34 protein-coding genes are annotated in these 24468 nt (G+C 51.8%); 13 read left to right on the top strand and 21 right to left on the bottom strand.

Going from position 1 to position 24468, the window contains the following annotated elements:
• Nucleotides 1-195: 195 nt before the first annotated feature.
• The gene (locus tag WMO64_RS09215) at nt 196-1287 is read left to right on the top strand and encodes a glycerol dehydrogenase (protein WP_349231771.1); all 1092 of its coding nucleotides are present in this window, start codon (nt 196-198) and stop codon (nt 1285-1287) included.
• A gap of 59 nt (nt 1288-1346) precedes the next feature.
• On the opposite strand, the gene WMO64_RS09210 is transcribed toward WMO64_RS09215, so the two are convergent.
• Both WMO64_RS09210 and WMO64_RS09205 read right to left on the bottom strand, forming a co-directional pair.
• Nucleotides 1347-1874 carry a P-loop NTPase family protein gene (locus WMO64_RS09210; protein WP_294516805.1) on the bottom strand — a complete coding sequence of 176 codons (528 nt, stop codon included), beginning with the start codon at nt 1872-1874 and terminating at the stop codon, nt 1347-1349.
• Nucleotides 1871-2644 (bottom strand): tRNA lysidine(34) synthetase, encoded by a 774-nt coding sequence (locus WMO64_RS09205; RefSeq protein ID WP_294516807.1) that lies wholly within the window; start codon nt 2642-2644, stop codon nt 1871-1873. Before WMO64_RS09205 ends, WMO64_RS09210 begins: the two co-directional genes overlap by 4 nt.
• 238 nt (nt 2645-2882) lie before the next feature.
• Between WMO64_RS09205 and rplM the strand changes: the two genes are divergently transcribed.
• Both rplM and rpsI read left to right on the top strand, forming a co-directional pair.
• On the top strand, nt 2883-3314 hold the full coding sequence (gene rplM / locus WMO64_RS09200) for a 50S ribosomal protein L13 (protein ID WP_294516811.1): 432 nt from the start codon (nt 2883-2885) through the stop codon (nt 3312-3314).
• 16 nt (nt 3315-3330) lie between these two features.
• Nucleotides 3331-3735, top strand: a complete 405-nt coding sequence (gene rpsI, locus WMO64_RS09195; protein ID WP_006570737.1) for a 30S ribosomal protein S9 — start codon at nt 3331-3333, stop codon at nt 3733-3735.
• Nucleotides 3736-4487: 752 nt separating this feature from the next.
• Here rpsI and WMO64_RS09190 read toward each other — a convergent pair.
• The 16 genes from WMO64_RS09190 to WMO64_RS09115 form a co-directional block, all read right to left on the bottom strand.
• On the bottom strand, nt 4488-4727 hold the full coding sequence (locus WMO64_RS09190; RefSeq protein WP_209344451.1) for a hypothetical protein: 240 nt from the start codon (nt 4725-4727) through the stop codon (nt 4488-4490).
• Nucleotides 4705-5310, bottom strand: a complete 606-nt coding sequence (locus WMO64_RS09185; RefSeq protein ID WP_208318781.1) for a hypothetical protein — start codon at nt 5308-5310, stop codon at nt 4705-4707. The genes WMO64_RS09190 and WMO64_RS09185 overlap by 23 nt, the downstream gene beginning before the upstream one ends.
• Nucleotide 5311: 1 nt before the next feature.
• Nucleotides 5312-5464 carry a hypothetical protein gene (locus tag WMO64_RS09180; protein ID WP_156113767.1) on the bottom strand — a complete coding sequence of 51 codons (153 nt, stop codon included), beginning with the start codon at nt 5462-5464 and terminating at the stop codon, nt 5312-5314.
• A gap of 68 nt (nt 5465-5532) precedes the next feature.
• Entirely contained in the window at nt 5533-6660 is a 1128-nt protein-coding gene (locus WMO64_RS09175; RefSeq protein ID WP_349231770.1) for a CHC2 zinc finger domain-containing protein, read from the bottom strand.
• 31 nt (nt 6661-6691) lie between these two features.
• A complete protein-coding gene (locus tag WMO64_RS09170) occupies nt 6692-7468 on the bottom strand; it encodes a hypothetical protein (protein ID WP_208318783.1) in 777 nt (258 codons plus the stop codon).
• Between the two features lie 62 nt (nt 7469-7530).
• Nucleotides 7531-9744, bottom strand: a complete 2214-nt coding sequence (gene recD2 / locus WMO64_RS09165) for an SF1B family DNA helicase RecD2 (RefSeq protein ID WP_349231769.1) — start codon at nt 9742-9744, stop codon at nt 7531-7533.
• A complete protein-coding gene (locus WMO64_RS09160; protein ID WP_435412062.1) occupies nt 9734-10072 on the bottom strand; it encodes a DUF7768 domain-containing protein in 339 nt (112 codons plus the stop codon). The genes recD2 and WMO64_RS09160 overlap by 11 nt, the downstream gene beginning before the upstream one ends.
• 83 nt (nt 10073-10155) lie before the next feature.
• Entirely contained in the window at nt 10156-11190 is a 1035-nt protein-coding gene (locus tag WMO64_RS09155) for a YqaJ viral recombinase family nuclease (protein ID WP_349231767.1), read from the bottom strand.
• Nucleotides 11191-11192: 2 nt separating this feature from the next.
• The gene (locus tag WMO64_RS09150) at nt 11193-11735 is read right to left on the bottom strand and encodes a hypothetical protein (protein WP_033117911.1); all 543 of its coding nucleotides are present in this window, start codon (nt 11733-11735) and stop codon (nt 11193-11195) included.
• Complete coding sequence (locus tag WMO64_RS09145; RefSeq protein WP_075703406.1) at nt 11736-11963, bottom strand: hypothetical protein; 228 nt, start codon at nt 11961-11963, stop codon at nt 11736-11738.
• A gap of 5 nt (nt 11964-11968) precedes the next feature.
• Nucleotides 11969-13126: a transposase gene (locus tag WMO64_RS09140; protein ID WP_349231766.1), complete on the bottom strand. Its 1158-nt coding sequence runs from the start codon at nt 13124-13126 to the stop codon at nt 11969-11971.
• Between the two features lie 422 nt (nt 13127-13548).
• Nucleotides 13549-13710, bottom strand: a complete 162-nt coding sequence (locus tag WMO64_RS09135; protein WP_349231765.1) for an S-layer homology domain-containing protein — start codon at nt 13708-13710, stop codon at nt 13549-13551.
• A gap of 61 nt (nt 13711-13771) precedes the next feature.
• A complete protein-coding gene (locus tag WMO64_RS09130; protein WP_075703404.1) occupies nt 13772-14038 on the bottom strand; it encodes an IreB family regulatory phosphoprotein in 267 nt (88 codons plus the stop codon).
• An 18-nt stretch (nt 14039-14056) separates the two neighbouring features.
• Complete coding sequence (locus WMO64_RS09125) at nt 14057-14215, bottom strand: hypothetical protein (RefSeq protein WP_178388437.1); 159 nt, start codon at nt 14213-14215, stop codon at nt 14057-14059.
• Between the two features lie 62 nt (nt 14216-14277).
• Nucleotides 14278-14817, bottom strand: a complete 540-nt coding sequence (locus WMO64_RS09120) for an ImmA/IrrE family metallo-endopeptidase (protein WP_075703403.1) — start codon at nt 14815-14817, stop codon at nt 14278-14280.
• Between the two features lie 110 nt (nt 14818-14927).
• On the bottom strand, nt 14928-15365 hold the full coding sequence (locus WMO64_RS09115; protein ID WP_033117917.1) for a helix-turn-helix domain-containing protein: 438 nt from the start codon (nt 15363-15365) through the stop codon (nt 14928-14930).
• 253 nt (nt 15366-15618) lie between these two features.
• Here WMO64_RS09115 and WMO64_RS09110 point away from each other — a divergent pair, with 253 nt between their 5' ends.
• The 6 genes from WMO64_RS09110 (at nt 15619) to WMO64_RS09085 (ending at nt 18902) form a co-directional block, all read left to right on the top strand.
• Complete coding sequence (locus WMO64_RS09110) at nt 15619-16164, top strand: hypothetical protein (RefSeq protein ID WP_075703402.1); 546 nt, start codon at nt 15619-15621, stop codon at nt 16162-16164.
• 122 nt (nt 16165-16286) lie between these two features.
• Nucleotides 16287-16904, top strand: coding sequence for an RNA polymerase sigma factor (locus WMO64_RS09105; RefSeq protein WP_349231764.1), 618 nt, complete (start codon nt 16287-16289; stop codon nt 16902-16904).
• 113 nt (nt 16905-17017) lie between these two features.
• Complete coding sequence (locus tag WMO64_RS09100) at nt 17018-17947, top strand: ParM/StbA family protein (RefSeq protein WP_349231763.1); 930 nt, start codon at nt 17018-17020, stop codon at nt 17945-17947.
• Complete coding sequence (locus WMO64_RS09095) at nt 17934-18257, top strand: hypothetical protein (RefSeq protein WP_349231762.1); 324 nt, start codon at nt 17934-17936, stop codon at nt 18255-18257. Before WMO64_RS09100 ends, WMO64_RS09095 begins: the two co-directional genes overlap by 14 nt.
• 15 nt (nt 18258-18272) lie before the next feature.
• The gene (locus WMO64_RS09090) at nt 18273-18665 is read left to right on the top strand and encodes a hypothetical protein (RefSeq protein ID WP_349231761.1); all 393 of its coding nucleotides are present in this window, start codon (nt 18273-18275) and stop codon (nt 18663-18665) included.
• A 12-nt stretch (nt 18666-18677) separates the two neighbouring features.
• Nucleotides 18678-18902 (top strand): DUF5348 domain-containing protein, encoded by a 225-nt coding sequence (locus WMO64_RS09085; protein WP_349231760.1) that lies wholly within the window; start codon nt 18678-18680, stop codon nt 18900-18902.
• Nucleotides 18903-19067: 165 nt separating this feature from the next.
• Here WMO64_RS09085 and WMO64_RS09080 read toward each other — a convergent pair whose 3' ends face one another.
• Entirely contained in the window at nt 19068-20480 is a 1413-nt protein-coding gene (locus tag WMO64_RS09080; protein WP_349231759.1) for an NYN domain-containing protein, read from the bottom strand.
• A gap of 145 nt (nt 20481-20625) precedes the next feature.
• Between WMO64_RS09080 and WMO64_RS09075 the strand changes: the two genes are divergently transcribed.
• The 4 genes from WMO64_RS09075 to WMO64_RS09060 all read left to right on the top strand — a co-directional run bounded on the left by WMO64_RS09075 (nt 20626) and on the right by WMO64_RS09060 (nt 23478).
• Nucleotides 20626-21303, top strand: coding sequence for a DUF3990 domain-containing protein (locus WMO64_RS09075; protein ID WP_075705380.1), 678 nt, complete (start codon nt 20626-20628; stop codon nt 21301-21303).
• Entirely contained in the window at nt 21284-21928 is a 645-nt protein-coding gene (locus tag WMO64_RS09070) for a helix-turn-helix domain-containing protein (protein ID WP_349231758.1), read from the top strand. Before WMO64_RS09075 ends, WMO64_RS09070 begins: the two co-directional genes overlap by 20 nt.
• Before the next feature lie 136 nt (nt 21929-22064).
• Entirely contained in the window at nt 22065-23273 is a 1209-nt protein-coding gene (locus WMO64_RS09065; RefSeq protein WP_075705379.1) for a hypothetical protein, read from the top strand.
• 79 nt (nt 23274-23352) lie between these two features.
• Complete coding sequence (locus tag WMO64_RS09060; RefSeq protein WP_280842643.1) at nt 23353-23478, top strand: hypothetical protein; 126 nt, start codon at nt 23353-23355, stop codon at nt 23476-23478.
• Nucleotides 23479-23581: 103 nt separating this feature from the next.
• Here WMO64_RS09060 and WMO64_RS09055 read toward each other — a convergent pair whose 3' ends face one another.
• A complete protein-coding gene (locus WMO64_RS09055) occupies nt 23582-23959 on the bottom strand; it encodes a hypothetical protein (RefSeq protein WP_349231757.1) in 378 nt (125 codons plus the stop codon).
• A gap of 92 nt (nt 23960-24051) precedes the next feature.
• On the bottom strand, nt 24052-24411 hold the full coding sequence (locus WMO64_RS09050; protein WP_075705376.1) for a hypothetical protein: 360 nt from the start codon (nt 24409-24411) through the stop codon (nt 24052-24054).
• Nucleotides 24412-24468: the final 57 nt, after the last annotated feature.

Raw genomic sequence — 24468 nt, 5'->3', positions numbered from 1 at the left:
CGGACGTGTGTTTTTTCCATTTTATGCGCGGCGGCACCGGTTGTCAATGGGCTGTCCGCCGGGGAAGCAGGGGAAAATTGTAAAAAATCCCGGCGAAAGATTGACAAATAATTATCATAAATATATACTCAGGGTGCTTTGATATAGCAGAAAAGCGCGGCGGCCAGGCCGCCGTACAGTGAGGAGCGCTGACATATGGCCAACATCATCATTGCACCGGGAAAGTACATTCAGGGACAGGGGGAGCTGGACCGGATCGGCGCCCATATCCGCCCGCTGGGACAGCGGGCCTTTGTGCTCATAGGCCGGTCGGGCTACGAGCGGATGGGGGAGCGGCTGGAGGCGGGCTTCCGGGCCGGCGGCTGCGAGGTCCATTTCGAGTGTTTTGACGGCGAGTGCTCCAGGACGGAGATCGAGCGCATGAAGGCCGCCATGGCCCGGCTGGAGGCCGACGTGGTGGTGGGCGTGGGGGGCGGCAAGGTTCTGGATACCGCCAAGGCCCTGGCCTATTACGGCGGCAAGCCGGTGGCGGTGGTCCCCACAAGCGCCAGCACCGACGCGCCCTGCTCGTCCCTGTCGGTGCTCTACCACGACGACGGGGTCTTTGACCGGTATTTGCAGCTGCCCTCCAACCCCAATATCGTGCTGGTGGACACCGACGTGGTGAGCAAGGCGCCGGTCCGGCTGCTGGTGTCCGGCATGGGAGACGCCCTGTCCACCTGGTTCGAGGCCAGGGCGGCGGCGGATGCCCGGGCCGTCAGCAACGCGGGGGGACAGGCCACCAACGCGGCCCTGGTGCTGGCCCGGGCCTGCTATGACACCCTGCTTGCCGACGGACTGAAGGCCAAGCTGGCGGTGGAGCGCCGGGTGTGCACCAGGGCGGTGGAGAACATTATTGAGGCCAATATCTACCTGTCCGGGCTGGGGTTTGAGTCGGGCGGCCTGGCCGCCGCCCACGCCATCCACAACGGCCTCACCGTGGCCCCCGAGACCAGGGGCATGTACCATGGCGAGAAGGTGGCCTTCGGCACCCTGGCCCAGCTGGTGCTCCAGAACGCCCCCATGGATCAGATCGAAGAGGTGCTGGGCTTCTGCAACAGCGTGGGCCTGCCTACCACCCTGGCCGGCCTGGGCCTGGCCGACGCCGATATGGAGACGATCCGGGCCGTGGCAGAGGCCGCCTGCGTGCCCGGCGGGTGCATCTACAACATGCCCATGGAGATCACCGCCGACAAGGTGTGCGCCGCCATTCTGACCGCCGACGCTCTGGGCCGCCAGTACAAGTGAGCGAAATGCAGCATACAAATGCCCCCGGCCGTCCGTCAGGACAGCCGGGGGCGTGCTTCTCAGAGGGATGTAGGAGCGGACTCCGGGAAACGGGCCAGGAAGGCCTGGATCTGGGCCCGGTTTTTCAGCACCACGGCCTTTGCGCTGTACTGGGCCATGAGGCTCCGGTACCGGGCCCTCCGTTTTCTGCTGCGCCCGTCCCACACCAACCAGCGGAAAAATTCCAGATCGAACTTTTCACAGCATCCGTCGGCGGCGCTCTCCCGCACCTGGCCGCGAAACTGGCGGTACCGTCCCCAGGCCTGGCGCAGGCAGGTGAGCCGGGGGAGGTCCAGAAAGAGGATGAGGTCGGCCTCCTCCAGCCTGCGCTCCTGAAGGAACCCGGAGTAGTTGCCGTCGATGACCCAGCTGTCCCGGGACATGAATGCCTCCACCATGGCCAGGGCCTCCGCCCGGTCCCGCTCCTGCCAGTTGGCGGTGAACTGCATCTTGTCCAGGTGGAGCAGGGGCAGGTCCAGCCGCTGGGAGAGCACCCTGGACAGGGTGGATTTCCCCGCGCCCGAGTAGCCCATCACCGCGATTTTCACGGCTGTTCGCCTCCCACGTCGGGCAGGGGACGGCGGCGGGGATTCACCGGGCCCCACTCGGGGAGGGGGAGCCGCTGCATAGCCCCCAGCACCCGCTGCTTCAGGCCGGGATACTGCTTGTCCAGTCTGTGGACCAGCTCCTTGATCTCCTGCCGCTTGGTGAAGCCGTCGGCGGGGCAGGGGTTGTGGACCACTGGGTAGCCCTCCTTTGTGGCGATGGTGCGGATGCTGGCCTCGCTTAAATAGAGAAGGGGGCGGATCTGCACGATGTCGGTCCGGTCCAGGTAGGTCACCGGCTGGAAGCAGGAGATGCGGCCCTCGTAGAAGAGGGAGAGAAAGAAGGTCTCCACTGCGTCGTCAAAGTGGTGGCCCAGGGCGATCTTGTGGATGCCGTGGTCCATCAGGGCGTTGTGGAGGGCGCCCCGTCGCATCTTGGCGCACATGGAGCAGGGATTCTTCTCCTTCCGCAGGTCAAAGATAATGTGGTGGATCTCCGAGGGCAGGATGGTGTACGGCACGTCCAGGGTCTTGCAGAACTCTGCCACCGGGGTGAAGTCCATGCCCTCGCCGCCGTCCACATGGCCCATGTCCAGGGTGAAGGCCTCCACGGTGAAGGGCACGGGGTAGAAGGTGCGCAGGCCTGCCAGGGCTGCCAGCAGGGTGACGGAGTCCTTTCCGCCGGACACGCCCACGGCGATCCGGTCGCCGGGCTTGATCATGTCGTAGTCCTCCACGCAGCGGCGGACGTAGCTCAGGAGCTTGGTGTTCATAGGGAAACCTCACTTTTTGACGAAAATAAATTAAAAAATGAAAATTAGTATGAGAGAGTATAAGGAAGAAAACGAGAGAAAAACGGAGATTTCATATTTATAAATTAAAAACATGAAAAAAGCCGTTGACAGTTTGAAACGAGTGCATTATAATACAAAACGCTCCACTTGTACAGGTGGAGCTTTGATTCTGTTAAGTCCAGATTTGGAAGATATAAAAGCAATGGAGGTTTCACCTATGTCCACTTTTATGGCCAACAAGGGAAACATCGTCCGCAAGTGGTACATCCTCGATGCGGCCGGTAAGCCCCTAGGCAAGACCGCTGCCACCGCCGCCAACCTGCTGCGCGGCAAGCACAAGCCCGAGTACACTCCTCACGCTGACTGCGGCGACTACGTGGTCATCATCAACGCCGAGAAGGCTGTCCTGACCGGCAAGAAGGGCGAGCAGAAGTTCTATCGCACCCACTCCGGCTATCCCGGCGGCCTCAAGGAGACCAAGTACCGCATCCTGATGCAGGAGAAGCCCGAGCTGGCCATGAAGGTGGCCATCCGCGGCATGATGCCCCGCAACATCGTCACCAAGGACTCTCTGACCCGGCTTCACATCTATCGCGGCGCTGAGCACAACCAGGCCGCCCAGAAGCCCGAGGCCTGGACCGCGGAATAAGGAGGAAAACTGAACTATGTATAAGAGCAAGAAGCCTTATCTCTACGGCACCGGCCGTCGGAAGTCCTCCGTGGCCCGTGTGCACCTGTTCCCCAACGGCACTGGCGCCATCACCATCAACGGCCGTGACATCGACGACTACTTCGGCCTGGACACCCTGAAGATGGTGGTCCGTCAGCCCCTGAACACCACCGGCACTGTCGGCAAGGTGGATATCGTCGCCACTGTCGTGGGCGGCGGCGTGACCGGCCAGGCCGGCGCCATCCGTCACGGCATTGCCCGCGCCCTCCTGAACGTGGACCCCGAGTTCCGTCCCGCTCTGAAGGCCGCCGGCTTCCTGACCCGCGATCCTCGTATGAAGGAGCGTAAGAAGTACGGCCTGAAGGCCGCGCGGCGTGCTCCCCAGTTCTCCAAGCGCTAAAATGTTTCAAATTATCCCGGAAAACCTCGGTTTTCCGGGATTTTTTTATCTAATTGTTCTAAACTTGTTTTTTGCCATTCGCATTCCGTCGTTGCAACGTGGTACTATATATAGTTCATTAGACTAATTTTGGACACAATATATAGGGTTATTTAGAGGTTACAAAACTTAATTTTCACATTTGAGGTTACAAAAGAGGTTACGAGTGCCCTCCCAAAATGGTAGTAAGTTGACTATGTCTCTTGGATAAGGATACAGTATTTTTGAATGTAATAGAACAGCACACGTGGCAAGGCTTCTGCCGCGTGTGCTGTTTTCTGATAAGGTGACCACCTATCTGGACTTTGTAATTGCCCTGGGCGGCTTTTCAATCCGCTGGAGATACTTCTCAATATGGGCCTGCGAAAACTGTACCTTCCCTCCAGGGTATGGCTGGTAATAGCCAATCAGTCTATTGGCGCGGAGCATATCCAGTTTCCGTACTGTGATTCCCAACATGGCAGCAGCCTGGCTGCGAGAGTAGAGTTCCAAGAGAAACACCTCCTGACTGAGCATAAAATATCCCTTATATAAATGGAGAAAAAGTAAACTGAACCTTGCCCTTTTCTTCGGCCTTTTCATTGTAATTCTGGTGCTCACCTATGCTTGGGCCCAAAATAAAAGACGCCTATGCTCAGCACAGGCGTCTTTGTCTTTTACAATAATGCTTGGGCAATTGGTCAGATCATCGGAATTGCCTCTGTACAAATTTTCTATTGCTCGGGTGTATTGGCATCCACGGAAAGAGTAAAGCTCTTCTTTCCGGCAAAGCGTTCACGCAGCAGCGCGACCTGCCGCTCCAGCTCCTCCACAATACACATGACCTCTTCTTCAGTATAGTCATATGACACCTTGGAAGCGCAGTTTCCCAACTTCTCAAAATCGTTGATCAGGACATCCATACGCCGCTCAACAATACGGATAAAGCGTTCATGTTTTTTCTCGTTCATCATCGTTTCCTCCGTCTTTTTCCTGCTTGCCATCAGGCTGCTCAGCCGCCGGAACTACAAAACCTTTTGATGCAAGGAATTTTCTGCACATAGCCTCAGCTGCCTGGATCAAATCTTCATCCCACGGAAAGTCCTTTTCGTCTTTTGCCAAGAGTATTCGAAGGCTATGATAAATTGCTGCCCTTATCACTTTCAGATGCTCAAGCCTGGCACAACCGGCATAGTCCAAAGCGTCCTCGTCCGAGTGGTCCTCGCGCAGTTCATTTGGGATAAATGGCCAGAACAGCCGCAGGGCATCGTTTACCTGATACTTACCATCGGAAAAATAGGCTCTCCAGTCATCGTTGTGATTTTCACCTTCGACAGACAGTTCAAAAAAAGTGTCAGGGAAGTCTTTGGAGAGCTGAATCATATCACTCTGGCAGCTATACCATGTATCGTCCTCATTCAGCCAAACCCCAGCCCCGTCTTCCATGCACTCACACATGATGTACGGAACATACTGTTTCAGTTCATCGCTGATTCTCTGATAGAGATCTTCCGTCATCGGTTTTGCCGTCAGCAAGAAGTTGCTTCTGTATCCCATATCACATTCCCTCCTCAGGGCATTCCAGGATAAACAGCGGGACAATATCCGAATCGAAATTGCCCTCTTTGGGATCAGCAATGCCGTAGAATTTCAGGACACGCTGCTGTGTCTCCTCATTCAAATCAGAAAAAAAGATTTTCAATTCTTCCATGGTTAAATTCCTCCACTCATACGGTAAGAAAGGGGGCTGCGTATGTCTCCATACACAGTCCCCTTTGCTTATAACCTTCCAAAAATCGAATCCGTGATCCGCCGGCGCTCAATAAAGGAGAGCAGCAGATCATCAATTCCTTTATAGTTCGAACTCCAGCGTTTTGGGATAACCTCGAATCCATTTTCGCATCCGACCTGGATCACTCGATCACGAGCTTTGCGAACATTTTCATTCACATGGAGATCCATATCGAAGGCAACTTTGATGGTATTGATCCCAAATCGCTTCAGTTCCTCAAGCATTCGCACATACTGATTGATATTTGAGACACCGGTTAACCCAACAAATGCACAGGGATGGCCCAGAACTGTGGAAAAGTATCGAGCAATGTCGGCCTTCATCACGCCCTCCGTCAGATAGACGGCATCTTCCTCACCGGTTACACCAGCAAAATGTGGACAACACGAAGCCGTCGCCCCATAATACTTGTCCACACTGGTCAGTGTGTTGAACTTGGAATGAGTATCCTTGTCCAACCTGATTTGGATAGCCTCAATCTGCCCTTCGCAGTTCCTGTCCGGAACCATGATACCGGTGGCTCGAATATCCAGTTTCCACTGTCCGGTCTCTTCATCCACATAGAAACCAGGCACACCTTTCAAGTCACAGCCACGCTCCAGCAACTCCGTCACGATTTTAGCGGATCTGACAGCCGGCGTAGTTTTATAACCAAGCCGTATGATTTCGCTGCCAGAGAGTCCTCGTCCCAAAAGGGATTCCCGGTGAGCGGTGCCCAGGGAAAGCATGGAGAGCAAGTTGCTGTAGGTATTGTCCCGGGCCTCAACGGAGGCCAGTTCAAGGGCCGGCTTACTCTGCTTTACCTTCGTCTGAGCCTTGCGGACTGGATGCTCCGGTGCCTTTTCTCCCGACTGGAAAATCCGGCACAGTTCCTCATACGCTGTGTTTATTGAGATGTTATTCACTTCAGCGTAGAGGTGCAGTACACCGCCGCCCGTTCCACAGCGATTGCAGCGAAACACATTTTTGCTCAGATTGATATTGAGGTGCGCCTTCCGGTCATCACAGAACGGACATCTGCAATGCAGTTGTGTCCCGGAACTGCGAACGACCGGAATGCTGAGCAAGTCTACCACATCTTCAATATTGCATGGCAGATGATTGGAAACACCCATATAGCATCACCTCTTCTCACGGGCTGCATCCTTAGCTGGCTCTCTGAGCTGCCGCATTGACCAGAAGGATCGCAGCGGCCTTCAGCGCCAGATTTCGCCCATTGTACTTCTGAACATACCAATCCAGATCACTTGGTTTCCGCATCGCCACCTCGCCCAGCGTCTTTCCGGCATTATAGCCACAATCCACTTTCACTGCCTTGGCATCCTCCAGCGTCATGGTGTTCAGATAGTCATCCAAAGACATGGGTGTAGTCTGCTGGGGCGGCTGTGTAGTGGGAATCGGCTTAGGACTCGGGGTTACCGAAGCGGGCGCCGGCTGGGGCATTGTACTGCTGCTGATCTGAGCCGCCGGCACATCCTCTTCCGCATCCATCATTTCAATGGGTGCATCTGCAATAATGCCGGACAGCATATCCGTATTGCCGCAGAATTGTGTGCCATAACCGGCAGCCGCCAGCACGCGTCCAATTGCCGCCGTTTCAGCAATCTCCAGATAGCGGTCGCCGTACTTTTCTTCAGAGCAGAATCTCTGAGCTGAGGCCTGCGCCAGGAATTGATCGGCGGCATCCGCTTTATCCTCGTACAGCTTGCAGCTCACAACAGCCGACTTCTCGTCAACATGGACGATATCCGGCACGATCTTGCCCTGGGGCCGGTGTAGACGGAACCACAGAAGTCTGTATTTCACGTCCAGATAAAGGCTTGTGCTGCCATCTTCGTTGGGCAGTTGCCGAGTAAATTCCGCCGGGTCAAATCCTTCAACCGCATTGATCGTAGGGATTTTCTTTGTCACAGTTTCCGTCATGATAAAATAACCTCCATTCTGATGGAGGAACAGGGGCATCGATACCACCTGTTCCTCCGGACTTAACCAACCAAATTCTGTTTCTCGCGGGCATAGTAGGCTACAATCCGATCGGATAGGATCGTATTGCGCTTGTCCACATCACTCTTGTGAATGGCCATAAAGACCGCTTGTTTCTGACCAATCAGGATCACTTTTACCTTGGCTCGGGAAATCGCGGTATACAGCAGATTTCGGCGCAGCATGATGTAGTGCTCCTTCAGTATCGGGATCATGACTACCGGGAATTCAGCGCCCTGGCTTTTATGGATGCTGATACAATATGAGAGATCCACTTTTTCCAGCATGTCCGCAGAATACTCGAACTCTCGACCGTCCAGCAGCCGGATGTGGATTGTGGGTTCCCCCTCGCCATCCTCACGAATGGCAGTGATTACCCCGACATCTCCGTTGGAGACATCACCCTCACTTTTCGTTTGGATAATGCGATCTCCTTCCCGAAACAGCCTTCCTCCGCATTTGATTTCCCGGACTCCGATACGAGGCGGATTCGCTATCTCACGGATCTGCTCATTCAAGCGATTGGAGCAGACGACTCCTTTTCTACGCTGAGGAGATAGGATCTGCACATTTTCTACGCCGTGTTTTGAGACTTCTTCAAAATAGCATTTTAGAATCAGCTGATTTGCCGCTTCACTGTCCGCCACATCATAAAACGCAAAATCCGGCCCATACTGCAGCCGGGTATCGTTATGGTTGACCGCCTGCGCATTCAGCGCAATTCGGCTATTGGATGCCTGGCGGAACACGATGTCCAACACGGCTGTCGGAATCATCTGGCTGCGGATCATCTCACGCAGCACATTCCCCGGGCCGACGGAAGGCAGCTGATCGGGATCTCCCACCAGCACCAGCTGCGCCCCTGGCTTTAAGCGCTCAAATAGCGCGTAGGCCAAGCGCATATCCACCATGGAGCTTTCGTCCACCACAACAAAATCCGCAGACAGCAGATCAAAGTCCGTTGATTCCAGATCATCGTCATACTTGATTCCCATGGCGGCGTGGAGCGTATAGGCTGGAAATCCAGTCTGCTCACTCATGCGTCTGCTGGCTTTGCCGGTAGGCGCCACCAACAGGATCTCATTGTCCGGCTGCGTGCGGTGGTAGATATCCAGAATCACCCGTAGGGTCGTAGTCTTGCCCACGCCAGGTCCTCCCGTTATGATGGACACCGGCTGAGTCAGACACAGTTCCACGGCCCTGCGCTGAGAATCGGCGAGCTGTTGATGCAGAGCGCGTTCACTCACCTCAATTTCGTTGCGCAGTCCATGAATTGTGGGCGCTTCACCGTATAGCAGCATAGACACCAGACGCTTTGCTGTCTGAACCTCGCAGTGCCGTTCAAAGTACGGATAGACACGTCCGTTCTCATTGTAGATCCGCTTTTCCTGGTGAGCCGTCTGCAGCGCCGCAGCGACGTCCTGGAGAGAAACGACCTCCTGCTCACAGTCGCGGTTGAGCAGGTCATAGCATCGCCCTGAGAGGCTCTCAAGCGGAAGGAACAGGTGCCCGGCTCCCTTTGCTTCATCCAGCAAGAATTCAATGGCACCTGCAAAGCGCAGTGGATTCTTGAGACTGACTTTGGTCTTGCGTGCGATTTCATCGACGGTCAGGAATCCAAAACCACGTATTCTACACAGTTGAAACGGATCACGCCGAACAATGGCCAGGCTGTCATCGCCAAACACCTCTTGTATCTTGGCGATCTTCTTGACCGACACGCCGAATGGGGCAAGATACTCCGTCAGATCGCGGAGTTTTCTGGTTGCCCGGTAAGATACCAGGATCTTTTCCAGCTTGGCCTTGGCAATGCCCTTGACCTCGAGCAGTTTTTCCGGCTCACTGTCCAGCACTGCAATGGCATTCGTCCCGAAACGAGCCACGATTGCCTTTGCCGTTTCAGGCCCAATGCCTTTGATCAGTCCTGAACTCAAATAGGCGATGGCTCCGGCCGCCGTGTTGGGCAGCACCTCCCGGCATGAAGTAACATTGAGCTGCATGCCGTATTTTGAGTTCTGCCACGTGCCTTCTAATTCCACGTCCACACTGCTGGTATCCGTCAGTCCATATCCCACAGCAGTGATCAGCGCCCAGTCCGTTCCGTATCTGCTATGTGTCCTCGCCTCGACAGGTACCTGCAGGTCCTGGGTGTGATACAGGAACACACAGAATCCATCTGGCCCCTTGTACCTTGCATGGCTGAATTTACATCGCATCCCGCACCCCTCCGGTTTCCGTTCGATAGTAGATTGGAATTCCGAGTTGCTCAGCCATAGCAATTTCTCCCTGCATACCCGCCGACACTCTGGATCCATAGACCACAAGCCGCGTGCACAGCGCCAACAGTTTCTTGCCAAACTCAACTGCCAGAGTTCGTTCCTCCGGAACACCATCATCCAGTAGGTACGGCAGGAAGGCGTGAGGAGCAACAGCGCGATCCCCAAACTCCCGTTCTGCCAGTCCCATATAGTTCTTCGCCTTGGCCGCATTTGAGAGCATTTCCGCCCTTGTGGCCGCCGACAGTGGAGAGCATACATATGTCATAGAAATTCAGTCACCTCCAAATCTTCATTGATTCCAACTTCTTAATCAGTGTTGCCATGCATACCGGTCGCACTGCAGCCCCTTTACAGGTTGCTCTTCTTCACATCGAATGTGCGGTATTCGGTCACATCCGCAAAATCGCGGTAGATCTCCGGATACTGTGCACGCAGTTGGGACAGTTGAGTCTTGGAAATACCTTCCCGATACCCAGGGACATAGGAAACGGCATAGATTCCGTCATTGCCCTGACAGGAGGCCTTGCATGCGGTACCCATCAGCTCTACGATCGGGGCATAAGCACTCTTGATTTTGCTGCCCAACTGCCGCGATTGCCGATCCAGTTCACACTTCTCTTCTTTCCATGCGATGATCTGTTCCAGTTGGCTGGCAAAATGCTCTTCCAACTGGATGCAGGGAGCATTCTTATCTGCCAGACCCGAAAAACTGCGGATTGTCTCAAGCACCAAATCGGGCTTTTCCGTCAGCGGAGGCTCTTTACGCAGGCAGACATAATTTTTCCAGAAGTCCTCCAGAAAGTAGATCGTGTTTTCCTCGTCATCAAGGTCGCGATCAATACGCTGCCACACGAAATCATCTTCATGGTTGGAAAAGAGGCATGCAATGTATGCGACATCGATGTTCATAACGCTCATGTAGTGGCGCACCTGGAGCTCGTAATGGCGCGGCACACTTCCGTTGGCCCAGAGATACTGCATGTTGTAGTGGGCCGTCTTACACTCCAAAATGGCTTTCCTGCCATCCGGGAGGATAAGAAATCTGTCCACATCAGCCAGCAGGAACGGGAAAAGCGGATGCTGATACATCGTCTGATCCCGGTATACGGTGAACCCGGTCTTCTTGGAAAAGATCTGAGCAACCACATCCTCCAGCAGGTGGCCAATGGCAAATGTGATGGACTTGTCCGGCTGCTCGACAGTTGGTTCAACCCCAATCTTGTCGAAGTACAGATCTCGTGCCGTTTTGTATGGAGAAAGATGAAGGGCGGCAGCGACATCGCTACCGCCAATTCCCTTCTTCCGCCAGGCAAGCCACTCTTCCTCCGTTAAGGTGGAGGTATCCACAAGAGCAATCGGCTTATAATTCAAATCCAGCGCCATAGTTACATCTCCTCGCTCATTTCAAATTCGGTGCCGCCGCATTCAGAACACTCCAAATCGTCCAGGGTCTCAAAATCTGCCATGGACTCGATCTGGCCGCAGTTCTTGCAGCGAGCATTGTGTAGTGAATCTGCCTGGCATATGAGGACACCGATCCGGTTGCATTGGATCAGCTCCTGAAAACCTTCAGATGCAGCTTTTGTGCGGATTATGACATCGACCTGGTCTTCCACACAGGCATCTGCCAACCCGGCACACTGTCCGGGATACTTCATGGAATAGAGCCCCGCAAGGCAATAAGCCGCAGACCACGCAAACTCCGGATAGACTCGATACTCCCGCTCTTCGCCTTCCGGCACATCCAAAAAGACACTATCGAGATCTTCCTGGATCTTATCGCGGCTCTCATAGAGTACGCTCCGAGCAAAGTATCTTACGCCCGGTACAGTCGATGGCTCAGCATCATAGAGGAACCGGTTCAAGAACGCCTCAATGGAGGCTTTCGTCCCGGTCACATCAACGATTCCACTTGCCCAATCAGACATTTATTCACCCCCGTTCTTCTTCAAATACGCTTGAATTTCCTTGCTGCGGGCTTCATCATGGCACTCCATTGCAATGGTATCCACCATAATGGAATCATCCACATAGCTGCCTTCAGGCAACGGGCATTCCGGGCCAAGCGCATACTCGATTGCCTCGTGCAATGACTTGGCCTCCACATCCATATGCCCGTACATCTGCCAAACCAAAGGGACACGATAGATTCCCATGGCGCTCACCACTTGAAGTCACCGGGCCGATCGTACTCATGCCAGTTGATGCGCAGAGCACGCGCGATGTTTTCTTCCAACTGTGCAATGCGGTAGGCGCTGGCGCCTTCGCACTGTGCAAGGAAAATCACATCCGACATGGCCAGATAGAGCTGATAGGCATTACATCCAGAACTTACACCAGACTGGCCGGCGAAAAGGTCTGCTACCTCATAGCTCATTTTCTTGGTGATGCCGATACGCTTGAGAACCCCGAGCATTGTGGTATAGGGATAGCGGATCTCCACATTCAGCAGCTGTTGCTGCCGTTCGATCGACTCCTTGAAGCAGGCATAGAGCTGATCCATGCTGGACGCGAAGGCATCCAGGTCTGCACCGTTCTTATGGTCTAGCTTCAAAGGGTCCCCCAGCGGAATGATTCGATTGCTGCCGCCCAGAAGCAGGATAGGATACAGGTTGGCCGCACTCACGCCGACATCCGACGTAGTGAAGCGCAGCCCGGGCCGGGCAGACATCGCCTCGGTCACACCCTTTTCCGCAACGGCCTGCCGGTAGGTCTCCATCAGCTCATTGGCCTGGCCATCCAAGCTCCAGATAGCTGTTACGATGGAATGGTCGAAATTGGCTGTCAGGAAGTGATTTCCCGCAAAGTCTCGATCCAGAATAGACCGGACACACTGGACCAGCGGAAGAATCTCCAGAATGGCGTAATCCTTCGGGTCCCCGCCGTGTACTGCAGAAACCTTGTCGTCCGCCACCTTGATAAGACTGTCCCCGGAAGCGACATCCATGCAGTAGTTCAGGATCTGTGTGAAGATCGACTTGGATACCTTGTTCAGGGCGTGCCCGGAAATGCGGGCCCGTTCCAAAATCGATTTGATTGCACAGGATCGCACAGGGTAAGTCTCACCGTTGACCTTGAGCAACAAGCTGGTGTTCTCCATCGTGTCGGCAATAATTTCCGCGCGGCCGTCGTGGTCATAGAGCTTCAGGTACAGTTCGCCCATCTGCGTGTTCTTCTCCAAGGACTCGAACACGAGGTTCCGGGACGGCGCTGTCATCCAGCGGCTGTTCTCTTTCCGTTCCTTCAGGAATTGAATGAAATCACCTGGGTCATCAAATGTGCATCGGAAGTTGTCTGCGTAAATTTTCTGGTCTGTCATTGGTCAATACCGCCTTTCAAATTATTCTCAAATCCGCTGTTCAAACGGAATTTGGACAAAAAAATAGCACTTCGATTTGCGTCATCACAAATCAAAGCGCACTTTTGCGGCCCCCTACCTGTCCGGTTGGAGTGCCTTTCCATTTTTGCGAGCCTTACATGACTCGCTAATCACTGCTTAGTTAGATTCCCAAGGGGAAAGGTTTTCTAATAAGTACAAAGGAATCATACCATGTAGTGAAGATTACAACAATCATACCAGAAATTACGCCGCCGCCCATCTGCCTATAATCAGAAATCTCACAGAAGAATTCAAAAAACACCATGGACATTGTAAAGGCGCCTGCGAACATTCGCAGGCGCCTTCTAGTGCAGTTACCAGACTACATATTCCTCACAGAACCGCATGAGCATCACCGCCGCCTAGGCGCGGGTGGCCTGGCCCTGGGGAGTGAGGGTGGAGCCGTCGCCGGTGCCGTTGATGATTCCGGCGCCCACGGCCCACTGCATGGCAGGGATGGCATACTCACTGAGATCGGCCACATCCGTATAGGACAGGATATTGGTGTCCTCACCGATGGACACATCATAGCCCTGCTCTTGGACATTGTGTGGTTCAAACCATATGGAAAATCTATGATACTATTCATCCGCACCTTTCACCAGCCGGGAGGATCTGTTCTTTGTGCTTGATATCAGGTTCCATGAGCTGATGTTCCTCCAGATAATATGACACGATATCAGCCAATAAATCTGTTCGATTGATTTGGCCGGCCAGTGTTCTTGCACCGTTATAATTCGTGATGTAGGTCGGATCACCGGTCAGAAGGAATCCAACGATCTGCCTAATAGGTGAATAACCACGCTGCATGAGCGCTGCATGAATCTGTTGTAATCTCTCGGCATCAGACACGTCAGAAGCCCCCTCTCGTTATTGAATCCGAAAGCCCTGTTCTACCGCATCCAACACATACTTCAGCATCTTTTCCCGCTCCTCAAATACCCGCAGCTCGGCGTGCGCAAAATCGCGGAAGGAGATGACACGATTTTCCCAATCCACCCAGCATACGTTCTCTTTGGTAGCTATCATCTTCATACCCCCATAAGGACTTTGCGTGATAGTATTTCACGGCATTCACCGGAATCTGCGGTTCAGATTAGAGGCTTACTAATATCCCGTTTGAGAAAATCCGACTGCGCAATATAGAGCGCATTGACACGATGCCCCTGTTGTTTGAGTAGTCTTAATTTGAAATCCAGAAGTTCTGGAGGTACATTCAGCAAATTGGCCATTTGGAAAAAGTCCGCCTGACTGTTTGCCACATCAAAGAGCGATGTATCATCTATCAGGAACTCCGCAGCAAAGATATTTGCCTCCCGTTCAAGAAAATCGGTCTCATCCAGGTAGGACAGTTCATGAAACGTGCGAATTCTGCGATCCACATGCAGAACTCCATGTGCCAACTCATGCGGCAGAATCACATTTTGGATTCGTTCATCAAGATCGCTATTCAGAACAGCAACTTTGATCCTATCCTGAACCATGAAAAAACCTTTACAGGCTTTTTCGCTAATTCCCATGGAGAATTTGGAAACACGAATCCCCAACGCGTCACACATCTCCGCTGCATCCGATGTCTTGAACTTGATCTTCAGACGAGCCACTTCACGCTTGATATCCTCTGCACGCATTTCCAGCACCTCGATTCAAAACAGACCGATTTCACCTGATACGGTCATAGTAACAGTTTCGTTGTCCCATAATCTGTACTCCATCGGGAATCCCCCAAAAGAGGTTCAGATTACTTGCGATACTTCTTCGGTGTGAACTTGTTGCGTGCCTCTTCTTTGCACTCCAGATACGCCTGCATGACTGCCTGGAAGAACAGATCCTTCTCTTCCTGAGGGATATCACCGCCTGCAAACATGGTTTGCACACCGGAGAGGAGACTACCCATGTCGTCTGCTCCCTTCCGCCCATATTGTTCTCGTGCCGCCTCAATGTATGGCGCCTCTTCCAAGCCATAGGTTGGATCTTCAATCTCCGGATTCAGCAGATACGCTTCGGCTACACCGAGTACAGTTGCCAACTTATGCAAGTTTAGGCCACGAGGCGTGACAGAATCCGTTTCATACTTGGAAACTGTACGTACAGTGAGCCCTGTTTTTTCCGATAAATCAGCCTGTGTTAAGTTGAGACGGATGCGGCACTCACGAATCTTTTCGCCAATTGTTTTCATTAAGTCGTCCTCTTTCTGCCGGTGATCTCTCGGTCGAAATTTCAAAACTTCTATTGACAACTCGCGAGTCACCTGCTATTTTGATTATAGAACTTTAAGGAACTTTCAAGAATTTGTTGGAACTTAATTGCATTATAAAGGGACTTTACTGTGTTGTCAAGCAGAACGAACAGGAACTTTATAGAATTTACGTTGAAATCAAGCGAATGGAGCGTATGTCCGGCTGAACGATACACAAAGGGAGGTAAGCGAATTGGATAAGTTCACACTTTTTCTTCAGAAGTTAGACATTTTACAGAATGTCACAGACGAAGAAGTCCAGAAGACAGAAACCTTACTGCGGGTATATGGCCCTATGCTGCGGGCTGCCGCGCAAAGCCTGGGTGAATTGGATGAGATGTGTTACGAGGGGCGCCGACAATCCATTACCGATTTTATCAATCTGGCCATCGACTATGACCACGATACAGACCGGAAACGCATTGCGGAACGACTGACCGATATGGGTCACTCCATGCAGCTGCTCTCTATCCTGGAATCTGCACTGCTCTTGGTCAAAGAAGACCAGCGCCATGGGGAACTCTACTACAAAATCCTTTCCGGCCGGTATTTTAATGCGTATTGCAGGACAAATGAAGATGCGTTCCTGACGCTTGGAATGCCTTCATCCACATACTACCGGCACTCCAAAAAGGCTGTGCGGATGTATGCCGCCTATCTGTGGTGCATCATCATTCCCGACTTGGTTCTGAAGGAACAGATGCGAAACCATAAAACCTCTGCAGCAGCTGAGGCATGAAGTGGGAGGTGAAATGGGAGAGAATGTGGGAGTCAAATGGGAGAACAAATGGCAGTAAAATGGAGGTGAAATTGGCAGGCAGCTGGCATTGAAGGTGACATTTTAACCAGGTATAATTGACTATGCTGGAGAGCATTCGGGTTCTTGGAGTCATCCAAGAGCCCTTTTTTCATACTCTCACCAGCCAATACGGGAGCATGAGCCGAGTCGCTGCACAAAGCAGCAACTCGGCTTTTTTGCTGCCCAAATTGGGGAGCATGGCCAATGCGTACGACCTGTTGGGCCCGAGGGCCTCCTCCAAGTTGTTCAAATCCCAAAAATTTGAACAACTTGGAGGAATTATGAAAACGATTAAAATTAAGGATTACTATGGCGTCGAGCAAGTGGTTCCCGTGAGTGATGAGGTCTATGAAGAGTGGCTTGAGCTTCAGCGCGAGGAAGATCGCCAGCGCAAACGGATCTCTTACCATCACTACGGCGTCCCCCTTGATGATGTGTTAATCAACATGGCTGCAACCGGCCCTGATCCCGTATCGGATGAGGTCGTGCGCCGCGATGAGGCTGTACGTCTCTACGAGGCCATCAGCAAGTTGACGCCCATCCAGCGGCGCCGCGTCATGATGCTCCTGGAGGATATGAACTGCTGGCAGATTGCAAAGGCCGAAGGCAGGGATCCCTCTGTGATCTACCGCTCCGTGGAAAAGAGTTTTCTGCGTTTACGTATTCTCCTCAAAGGTTAATTGATCCCAGGGGGGCAGCCGTCCCTGGCTGTCCCCCGCTCTCCTCGCATTGTTGTTACTTGACGACGATGTGCGTAAATAGAAATAGAGTTCAATCAGCAGGAGGTCATCGTATGATTATTTCAGTAGATCACGGCAACAAGAGCATCAAAACACCGCATTTGCTCTTTACGTCCGGACTGGTCGAATCCGAAAACCAGCCCGGAATCAAAACGGACTGTATTTTTTGGGACGGAAAATACTATTCCTTGACGGAAAAGCGCATCTCTTATTTACGGGACAAGACTGAGGATGACCGGTTCTTTGTGCTTACACTGTTCGCCATTGCCAAAGAGCTGGAGTATGCCGGCATCAAGGAACCCGATGATACGGTAGATGTCACGCTCCTGATCGGGCTGCCGCCCGCACATTATGGCCAGCTTCACGCGCGGTTCGAACAGTACTTCCTGAGAAAACGCGAAGTGGTAGATTTCGAGTACAATGGCCGCTACTACTCCATCCGGATCGGAAAGGTAGTGAGTTATACCCAGGCTCTGGCGGCCGCAGTTACGAGGTTCGGTGAACTTAAAAAACACGCCTCCTCCTATATCATCGATATCGGCGGCTATACCGTCGATGTCCTGAAACTGAGGTATGGCAAGCCGGACCTGGCTGTGGTCGAAAGTTTTGAGCAGGGTGTGATTACGCTCTACAACAGCATCTTCAGCCAGTGTAATTCCCAGTATGCTCTTCATCTGGAAGACTGCGATATTGACGAGGTCATCAAAGGTGAACCCACGATTCTGCCGGGAGAGGTGCAGATCCTGATTCGAAAGATGGCCAGTCAGTTCCTGACCGAGTTCTGCAATTTCCTTGGTGAGCGCAGCATCGATCTGAAGGTCAGCAAATGCGTCTTCGCCGGCGGCGGTTCTCTGCTGCTTCGTCAAATCATTGAACGCAGTGATAAGGTCGGGTTCCCGATCTTTATCGAGGACATCCATGCCAATGCCGTCGGCTATGATCTTCTCTATAAGAGTGAGGTGGCAGCACATGGCGGCCAGTAATCATCGTCCCAGAATCTCTCTCCAATTCAATGACTTCGATTTCCGGCACCGGAAGGTGTTGGAGATCCTTCGAGCCAGGCCCCGCAACATGACGGATATGGTTGTGAATGCAATTCTGCACTTTATCAGCTGTCCGGATGCTGAACAGGAGTACAACAAGGAGTCCATGAAGAAGATTATTCGGGAGGTCATCTTAGAAATGCAGGCAGAAGGCAGCCTTGGCGTTTGTTCGCCGTCCTCTGAGCCGGATGAACCTGCGGCCGATCCGGATCTCAGTGATATGATGGCCGCATTTCGAAATCAAGCATGACCAGAGGGGCGCAAAATGAAGCACATCACAATCGATAACCTCGAACATATCCCGGAATCTGCAACCTTCCAGGATCTTCGATATCTCCATGGTACAGGCCAGTCGAAAACATCCATAGGTGCATATGGGCGCAAGCATAGTGACTACCGCTTTGGTGCACAGACCGAGATCGGCGACATTGAGATTTCGGTGTGGGAAGCTGCGATGCACCGGCTCATTCGGAACAGCGGGGAAGAGGCGCTGTACCAAGCACTTCTCGCTTGGGTTGAGGCGGATACCCCGTGGTTGCACACCAAGAGAGAGCGCGAGCTGTATGCCTTAGAACTGCACTCCGCCCGCATCTTTGAACTCCCGGAATGGGTTGCCAAACAGGAGTTTGAAGAGAACCACATGTCCAAAAGAGATTAGGAGGGAAACTATATGCCCATAAAACAGCGCTGCGGCGTGCTGGTCTACAACAATGAGAGGGATCGGATCGATATCCGATTTGATCTTAACAACTACTATGGTGGGCTGCATTGCGGCCAGTGTTTTGATGTGATGGTCGGTGGGCGCTGGGTGCCTACTCGCATTGAAATGGCCGGCACTTGGTACCTGGTGGGAATCCAGACGGATAATCTGATTGGCTTGAGGGTGAGAATCTAAGTAAATTTGAAGATACACAAAAAGAGGGCGGACTTCGTATTGAAGTCCGCCCTTCTTCCCGCTATTTGTTATTTGCAATCTATCCGCCTATTATTTCCATAGAGCTTATAGGAACGGGACAGCCAGCTTTTATTAACTGTCCCGTTCTCCACCTTATTTATTTCCTCAGAGTGGCCCCAGCAGGACTTCCACATTCCCCTCTTTGTCCACATTCAGCCGCATGGGTCTAAGGTAGCGATCGTAAAACTGCGCCTGCTCACCGGTAGAGAGCTCGGCCCTGGTGCGGCGGATGGCCTCTTGAAACAATTCCTGGATATTGAAATGGACTGCTTCGTCCAAGCTCTTTCTGACCTCATTCAAAACCGCCTGAATGCGAATCTCGTCGCTGTTTCCGGTGCAGAAGTCGTCCATATAGCAATAGGTAATGCCCGCATCGATCATTGCTCGCTTGATATCCGGCCCACACTTGTCCGACTCCACAAGGACCAGGAAATGCGCCTCTGGCATGGCCGAGATCAGGCCCCAGTAGTCCGAGTCGCTGGAGGCCAAAATAAAGGAATCTGTGTCGTTCTGAAAGAATTCCCGGCAAGTTCCAGTGGTAAGGCGAATATCCACCAGAGATTTGTTCTCCTTGATGCGCTCGATCATATTGTGCTCGATCGGGATCTGGGTGAATTTCTCAAGAATCTTCCAGGCAGTGGTGGTGTGGACATCATCATAGAGGATGATTTTGCTGATCTTCCCAAGAAGTGCAGCCTGATCCAGATTGTTCAGGGTGGCATAAAGTTTATAGGGGTCTGCGTTCTCACAGTCCACGACGATTGCTGTCCGATTGCTTCGCTCCAGGAAGTCATAGATTCCGTTTTTGGCTATGAGCCCTGCATCTGTGACCTTGCTCATGTCCGTGAAGTAGTCCTCATGGTGCTCATAGAGGAGCCGGACGAATTTCTTATCGTTATATAGGATGTTACCCACATCGGATGGAGCTGACCAGTTCATGTAAACTTGATAGGGATAGATCTCTTTATGGGCATAATAGTCAGCGGCAGCGCCTTTGGCGCCTTTCTCCGTTGTACCGCCTGGCATGATAAACAGTTGGCGGATGTAAGACCAATTCAACCAGATGGGGAAAAGATTCTTGCAGTTGTTGATCCGGTTTGCGATATGGTTGTTGATATCTATAATGTACTGAATCGGCTGGGCATTGGCTCGATAGATGGAAAGGCCATCTGCCGACAGCTGATCGATACATTCTCTCGGAATATACTCCGGCATACTGGCAATGCCCTTCAAATCATACCGCATAGCCTGAAAGATGTTCCGGTAGTTGCGCTCGAATGCTGTCCGCAGCATACAGAGGTTCCGAATGATCCGGGCATTCTTATCTTTTTCAAGCGCCTCATACCACTCCATCTTCGGGGGCTCATGCTCATTTTCAAAGATATGGAACGGAACACCGATGAGATATGCGAACTTGGAGATCACCATATAGGTACCATTCTCATATAACGCATATCGGGAACGATCTGCAGTTTCCTCGCCATACAACACTTCGGCAATCAGCTGCTCCTCTTTCACAAGCCATTGTCCCCCTTTCGCATTGATTGTCCTTTTTAGTTTATTATACGGGAATGGCAATAGAAAGACAACTGTTCACCCCGTTATCCAACCGAGTTGACTTTATACTCCTAAAGGAGTATAATTCTTTTGAGGAGGTGGCAGTATGATCCGTCAGTTATTTCATGGATCCCCCAGCATCATAGAGAAGCCCCAATTTGGTTATGGTAAAGTATATAATGACTATGGCCTGGGGTTTTACTGTACCGACAGTCTGGAAATGGCAAAAGAATGGGGCGTGGCTCAGAATCGGAACGGGTATGCCAACCGCTATGAGCTGGACTGTGAAGGTCTCAAAATTTTGGATCTGAACGGACCTTCTTTCAATATCCTCCACTGGCTCGCTGTTCTTTTGGAAAACCGTGAGTTTGACGTGCCCTCCGGACTGGCGCTGGAGGCCAAAGAATATATCCTGAATACTTTTCGCGTAGATTATCAGTCACAGGATGCCATCATCGGATATCGTGCCGATGACAGTTATTTTTCCTTTGCCCAGGACTTTATCAACGGTACGATCTCCTATCGGCAGCTCAACAATGCGATGCATCTGGGAAAACTGGGTCAGCAATTCGTTTTGAAGAGCAAACAGGCATTTGATCGGATTCAATTCCTTGGTTATGAAGTGGCTGATCATGATGAATGGTACGCAAAAAAGATGCTGCGAGATCGGTCAGCCCGACGCGAGTACTTCAGCGTTGAACGCAACAAGCGGCAGCGTGGCGATCTGTATATCACGCAGATTTTGGACGAGGAGATGAAGCCCGATGATGAACGCTTACGATAATGTTTATCTGGAGAAGGCGCGCACTGCCCTCGGGCGTATGCTGGACTTTGCGGTGCATGACCTGGGATACAGTCTGGAGACGTTTTATGACCTCTTTTTGGCCTCCGGTATCGCAGATCGATTTGGCCGTGGTGACTTCACAGTCATCGTTGGTCAGTCCGGAGTAGAGCTTGCCTATGATGTTCTGGAGCAATCCGGCATCAGCAGAAAGCGGGTCAAACCAAACTATCCGGTTGACCGCAGCGTTGAATACTGGACTGGCTGGGCCCTGGCCTATTATCAATGGGAGACAGGACTTTCCTTTGAGGAGATCAATGCCTATATTCCCATTCGGCAAGTGTCCGCATTTTATCATCCCTACCATGAGATGGACATTCGCCAATTCTGTGATCGGATGAACGAGTTATACCGGGTTGCGAAACCGGATACCAACCTAAAGCTGCGCCGGCAGAAGGTGAAGCTCACCCAGAAAGAGTTGGCCGATGCGTCCGGAGTGCCCATCCGGACAATCCAGCAATACGAACAGCGCCAGAAAAACATCAATAAAGCACAAGTCGAATACCTTGTAATGCTTGCCAGAATTCTGTGCTGCGACATAGAAGATATTCTCGAAAAGGTCGTATAAAAACCGCTCCCTCCTTTGCTCGGAGGGAGCGATTGCTTTGTTTACTGGGATTGCACATTGCATGCGACAAAAATAGTCCTACACAACTTGTCCTCTGTCCGTTATGATGGTAGTACAAAAGCAAGGGGGGATAGACATGAAACCGACAGCAACCGATATCGAAGATTTTGTCCGGGATTTATTTCATTGGTTGTATATCGATTACGCTCATTGCGTTGGATACGCCTCACCGGACGACGAGAATGATTTTTCACCAAACCCCATTGAAAAGCATGGAAAACTTCAAAAGAAAACTTTGGCCAGGGCAGCGAAATCTCTCGGGCTGCCGATTGAGGCCCTGATGCAGCTCGATGGACGAGAAATCAGTTCATGGATGACGAAATACCCCTACTTCAAACTTCGCTCTGAATTTGAGAAGGAATTGGAGAAGCTTCGCTACGGCCCACGCCTGGCCGAGCACAGGCTCCTCAAAGCCATCTTGGGTGATCAAATACACAACCATGATGTTCTTCCGGTTCAGTACAATTACCGCAGTGTATATCAAAGGTTGTTGGAATTGCTTCGGCAAATGGATAAAGAAGTACCAGGGACATTCCACGAAGGTGCTGCCATGCAGGGATTGAGAATTGGAACAGCGCAGCTTTGTCATTTCAGCAAGATAAAGGAACTGTGCGATTCTTATCTCGAAATGGTTAAACGCGAAAATGAGTTGTTTCAGGCAGCACTGACCAATGAACTCTCTGAAAGCGAAATATCCGAGTTCAACAGGCTGGCCTCTGTACTGGAAATGGAGGATCGCTATGATCCAGATCAGTATCTTTATTATGATCGTCTTGTGAAGTATCGAGGAGTATATCAGGCGGAAGGCGTTGTTGAAATTGGCGACACGGTCAGACTGTCTCCATTTGGATCCTTTGCGCCATACCGCTGCGCGGAATTCCTGGACGATATAGAAACTGTCCAGAAGTTTGTGAATCTTTATCCCTCCATGAAAAAAGACATGCGAGAGTTTGCTATGGCGGTATCGAAATTTCAATTCCGCTTTAAGTGGTCTGATGCAGCGCCGGCACAACCGGAAACCGTAGAATTACCTGGGCTGGGTATGACTGTGGAAGTCGGACCAGATTCCTTTAACCCGCCGGATGAGACGGTAATCTTCGTGCCAAAGACGGACGAAGAACTTGGAACTGATAAAGAATATGTAGAGAGGTTGAAAGCGGTCTCCAGTTCCACCTCAATAGGAGGACTCCGGGTACCTTACACACCCTCAGAAGAGAGTGACCGTGAAATGATTGCTCGTGTCTGGGCGCGTTCAAATGCTCGTGGGGGTGAAGATGATGAGTAGCTGCACTCCACAGCAAAAGGCCGGCCTGGTTCTCAAGCGATTGATTCAAGAGCGCTATTCATCTCAGGAGGAGTTCGCATTGGACTACGGTATGGAACTGCGGACAGTGAGCAGATATGTAAATCAAGGGATCAATAAAATAAGCGTTGTTCAGGAGCTTGCAGATTTCTTTGCCTTAGAATTTGAGGATTTCTTTCGGATTTAGCTGAACATATGAAAAACGGGCAGTGTAGTTTCTCTGACGGAAAACACACTGCCCCTGTTCCATATAAGCATGACAGCAAATGCTGCATGATAAATTCAGTCTCTCAATACAATTCCCACCAATAGTCAAACACCTTACGATACCGATTCCCTTTACCTGACAGGCCGCAGTATTTGCGAGCCTTGCGATTGGCCTTCCGTTTCAGATACTGCTGCCGACTGCTGGATTTCATATACTTGATGTGCAGGCCGGAATGAAGCAGTGTCGTCTTCTCTTCATAATCTCCGATGATATACCCTATGTTTGGTGCATATCCACTGTGTTGAATAAGAAACAGAAGTCGGTCATCGTGTCTGGCCCTTTGTATGCGCCGGTATTGCCTGCCAGTCCGACGTCCACCCGAGGTCTGACACAGCCGCGCATCTTTTTCAGATACCTTCAGGATTTCGGTAATCCGATTGTTTAACTCTTGCTCTGTCATAAGCCTTCCTGCTCTGTACCGTCCGGGAAATCGGGTTAACTCCATGCCAGGAGCCGCGCTTTTGGGCGTAAAATTCCCGCTGCGCCTTCTTGCTACGCTTGTTCAGTGGTACGAACTGCATCACAGTCTGTCACTTCCTTCTCATTATGCGATTTTCGGTTCCCCCAAATGGCACGGCAGGCATCCAGATAGTCTGTATAGCCGAGCAGCATCATTTTACCTGGTAATTCATTCAGTGCCGCAAGGAAACGCTCCTGATCCCGCTTTCGTACATGGCAGAAAATGACCCGGTATGGAGAACCATCCCGCACATATTCCTCTCGAAAATGGACCCGCACCTGGTGCTTGATAAAAAGTTGGTCAGCCAGATACGCATCTGTATCCATGTATGCGTAGTAGGCATTCAACAGTGAGAACCGCTCAATATCCTGATAAAAGTCTGTTTGTTTCAATGAACGCCTCCTATATGACAATCTCATTACAAATGGTCAAAATTGCTTGCCATTCCG

Origin of the sequence: Pseudoflavonifractor intestinihominis, from assembly GCF_040096055.1 — a bacterium.
GTDB lineage: Bacteria > Bacillota > Clostridia > Oscillospirales > Oscillospiraceae > Pseudoflavonifractor > Pseudoflavonifractor intestinihominis.
Note: the sequence above shows the minus strand (reverse complement) of the source record. Positions and strands in the feature narration are given on the sequence as shown.

Excerpts from the sequence above, each read along its gene's own strand:
- WMO64_RS09205 (WP_294516807.1), bottom strand. The coding sequence starts at position 2,644 with ATGAACACCAAGCTCCTGAGCTACGTCCGCCGCTGCGTGGAGGACTAC.
- WMO64_RS09155 (WP_349231767.1), bottom strand. The coding sequence starts at position 11,190 with ATGGCGCTGGATTTGAATTATAAGCCGATTGCTCTTGTGGATACCTCC.
- WMO64_RS09140 (WP_349231766.1), bottom strand. The coding sequence starts at position 13,126 with ATGACAGACCAGAAAATTTACGCAGACAACTTCCGATGCACATTTGAT.
- WMO64_RS09125 (WP_178388437.1), bottom strand. The coding sequence starts at position 14,215 with ATGATAGCTACCAAAGAGAACGTATGCTGGGTGGATTGGGAAAATCGT.
- WMO64_RS09180 (WP_156113767.1), bottom strand. The coding sequence starts at position 5,464 with ATGGAAGAATTGAAAATCTTTTTTTCTGATTTGAATGAGGAGACACAG.
- recD2 (WP_349231769.1), bottom strand. The coding sequence starts at position 9,744 with ATGCGATGTAAATTCAGCCATGCAAGGTACAAGGGGCCAGATGGATTC.
- WMO64_RS09160 (WP_435412062.1), bottom strand. The coding sequence starts at position 10,072 with ATGACATATGTATGCTCTCCACTGTCGGCGGCCACAAGGGCGGAAATG.
- WMO64_RS09090 (WP_349231761.1), top strand. The coding sequence starts at position 18,273 with ATGAAGCACATCACAATCGATAACCTCGAACATATCCCGGAATCTGCA.
- rplM (WP_294516811.1), top strand. The coding sequence starts at position 2,883 with ATGTCCACTTTTATGGCCAACAAGGGAAACATCGTCCGCAAGTGGTAC.
- WMO64_RS09185 (WP_208318781.1), bottom strand. The coding sequence starts at position 5,310 with ATGGGATACAGAAGCAACTTCTTGCTGACGGCAAAACCGATGACGGAA.
- WMO64_RS09115 (WP_033117917.1), bottom strand. The coding sequence starts at position 15,365 with ATGAAAACAATTGGCGAAAAGATTCGTGAGTGCCGCATCCGTCTCAAC.
- WMO64_RS09100 (WP_349231763.1), top strand. The coding sequence starts at position 17,018 with ATGATTATTTCAGTAGATCACGGCAACAAGAGCATCAAAACACCGCAT.
- WMO64_RS09065 (WP_075705379.1), top strand. The coding sequence starts at position 22,065 with ATGAAACCGACAGCAACCGATATCGAAGATTTTGTCCGGGATTTATTT.
- WMO64_RS09170 (WP_208318783.1), bottom strand. The coding sequence starts at position 7,468 with ATGACGGAAACTGTGACAAAGAAAATCCCTACGATCAATGCGGTTGAA.
- WMO64_RS09095 (WP_349231762.1), top strand. The coding sequence starts at position 17,934 with ATGGCGGCCAGTAATCATCGTCCCAGAATCTCTCTCCAATTCAATGAC.
- WMO64_RS09055 (WP_349231757.1), bottom strand. The coding sequence starts at position 23,959 with ATGACAGAGCAAGAGTTAAACAATCGGATTACCGAAATCCTGAAGGTA.
- WMO64_RS09105 (WP_349231764.1), top strand. The coding sequence starts at position 16,287 with ATGCTGGAGAGCATTCGGGTTCTTGGAGTCATCCAAGAGCCCTTTTTT.
- WMO64_RS09215 (WP_349231771.1), top strand. The coding sequence starts at position 196 with ATGGCCAACATCATCATTGCACCGGGAAAGTACATTCAGGGACAGGGG.
- WMO64_RS09190 (WP_209344451.1), bottom strand. The coding sequence starts at position 4,727 with ATGATGAACGAGAAAAAACATGAACGCTTTATCCGTATTGTTGAGCGG.
- WMO64_RS09075 (WP_075705380.1), top strand. The coding sequence starts at position 20,626 with ATGATCCGTCAGTTATTTCATGGATCCCCCAGCATCATAGAGAAGCCC.
- WMO64_RS09085 (WP_349231760.1), top strand. The coding sequence starts at position 18,678 with ATGCCCATAAAACAGCGCTGCGGCGTGCTGGTCTACAACAATGAGAGG.
- WMO64_RS09070 (WP_349231758.1), top strand. The coding sequence starts at position 21,284 with ATGATGAACGCTTACGATAATGTTTATCTGGAGAAGGCGCGCACTGCC.
- rpsI (WP_006570737.1), top strand. The coding sequence starts at position 3,331 with ATGTATAAGAGCAAGAAGCCTTATCTCTACGGCACCGGCCGTCGGAAG.
- WMO64_RS09175 (WP_349231770.1), bottom strand. The coding sequence starts at position 6,660 with ATGGGTGTTTCCAATCATCTGCCATGCAATATTGAAGATGTGGTAGAC.
- WMO64_RS09120 (WP_075703403.1), bottom strand. The coding sequence starts at position 14,817 with ATGCGTGCAGAGGATATCAAGCGTGAAGTGGCTCGTCTGAAGATCAAG.
- WMO64_RS09150 (WP_033117911.1), bottom strand. The coding sequence starts at position 11,735 with ATGTCTGATTGGGCAAGTGGAATCGTTGATGTGACCGGGACGAAAGCC.
- WMO64_RS09145 (WP_075703406.1), bottom strand. The coding sequence starts at position 11,963 with ATGGGAATCTATCGTGTCCCTTTGGTTTGGCAGATGTACGGGCATATG.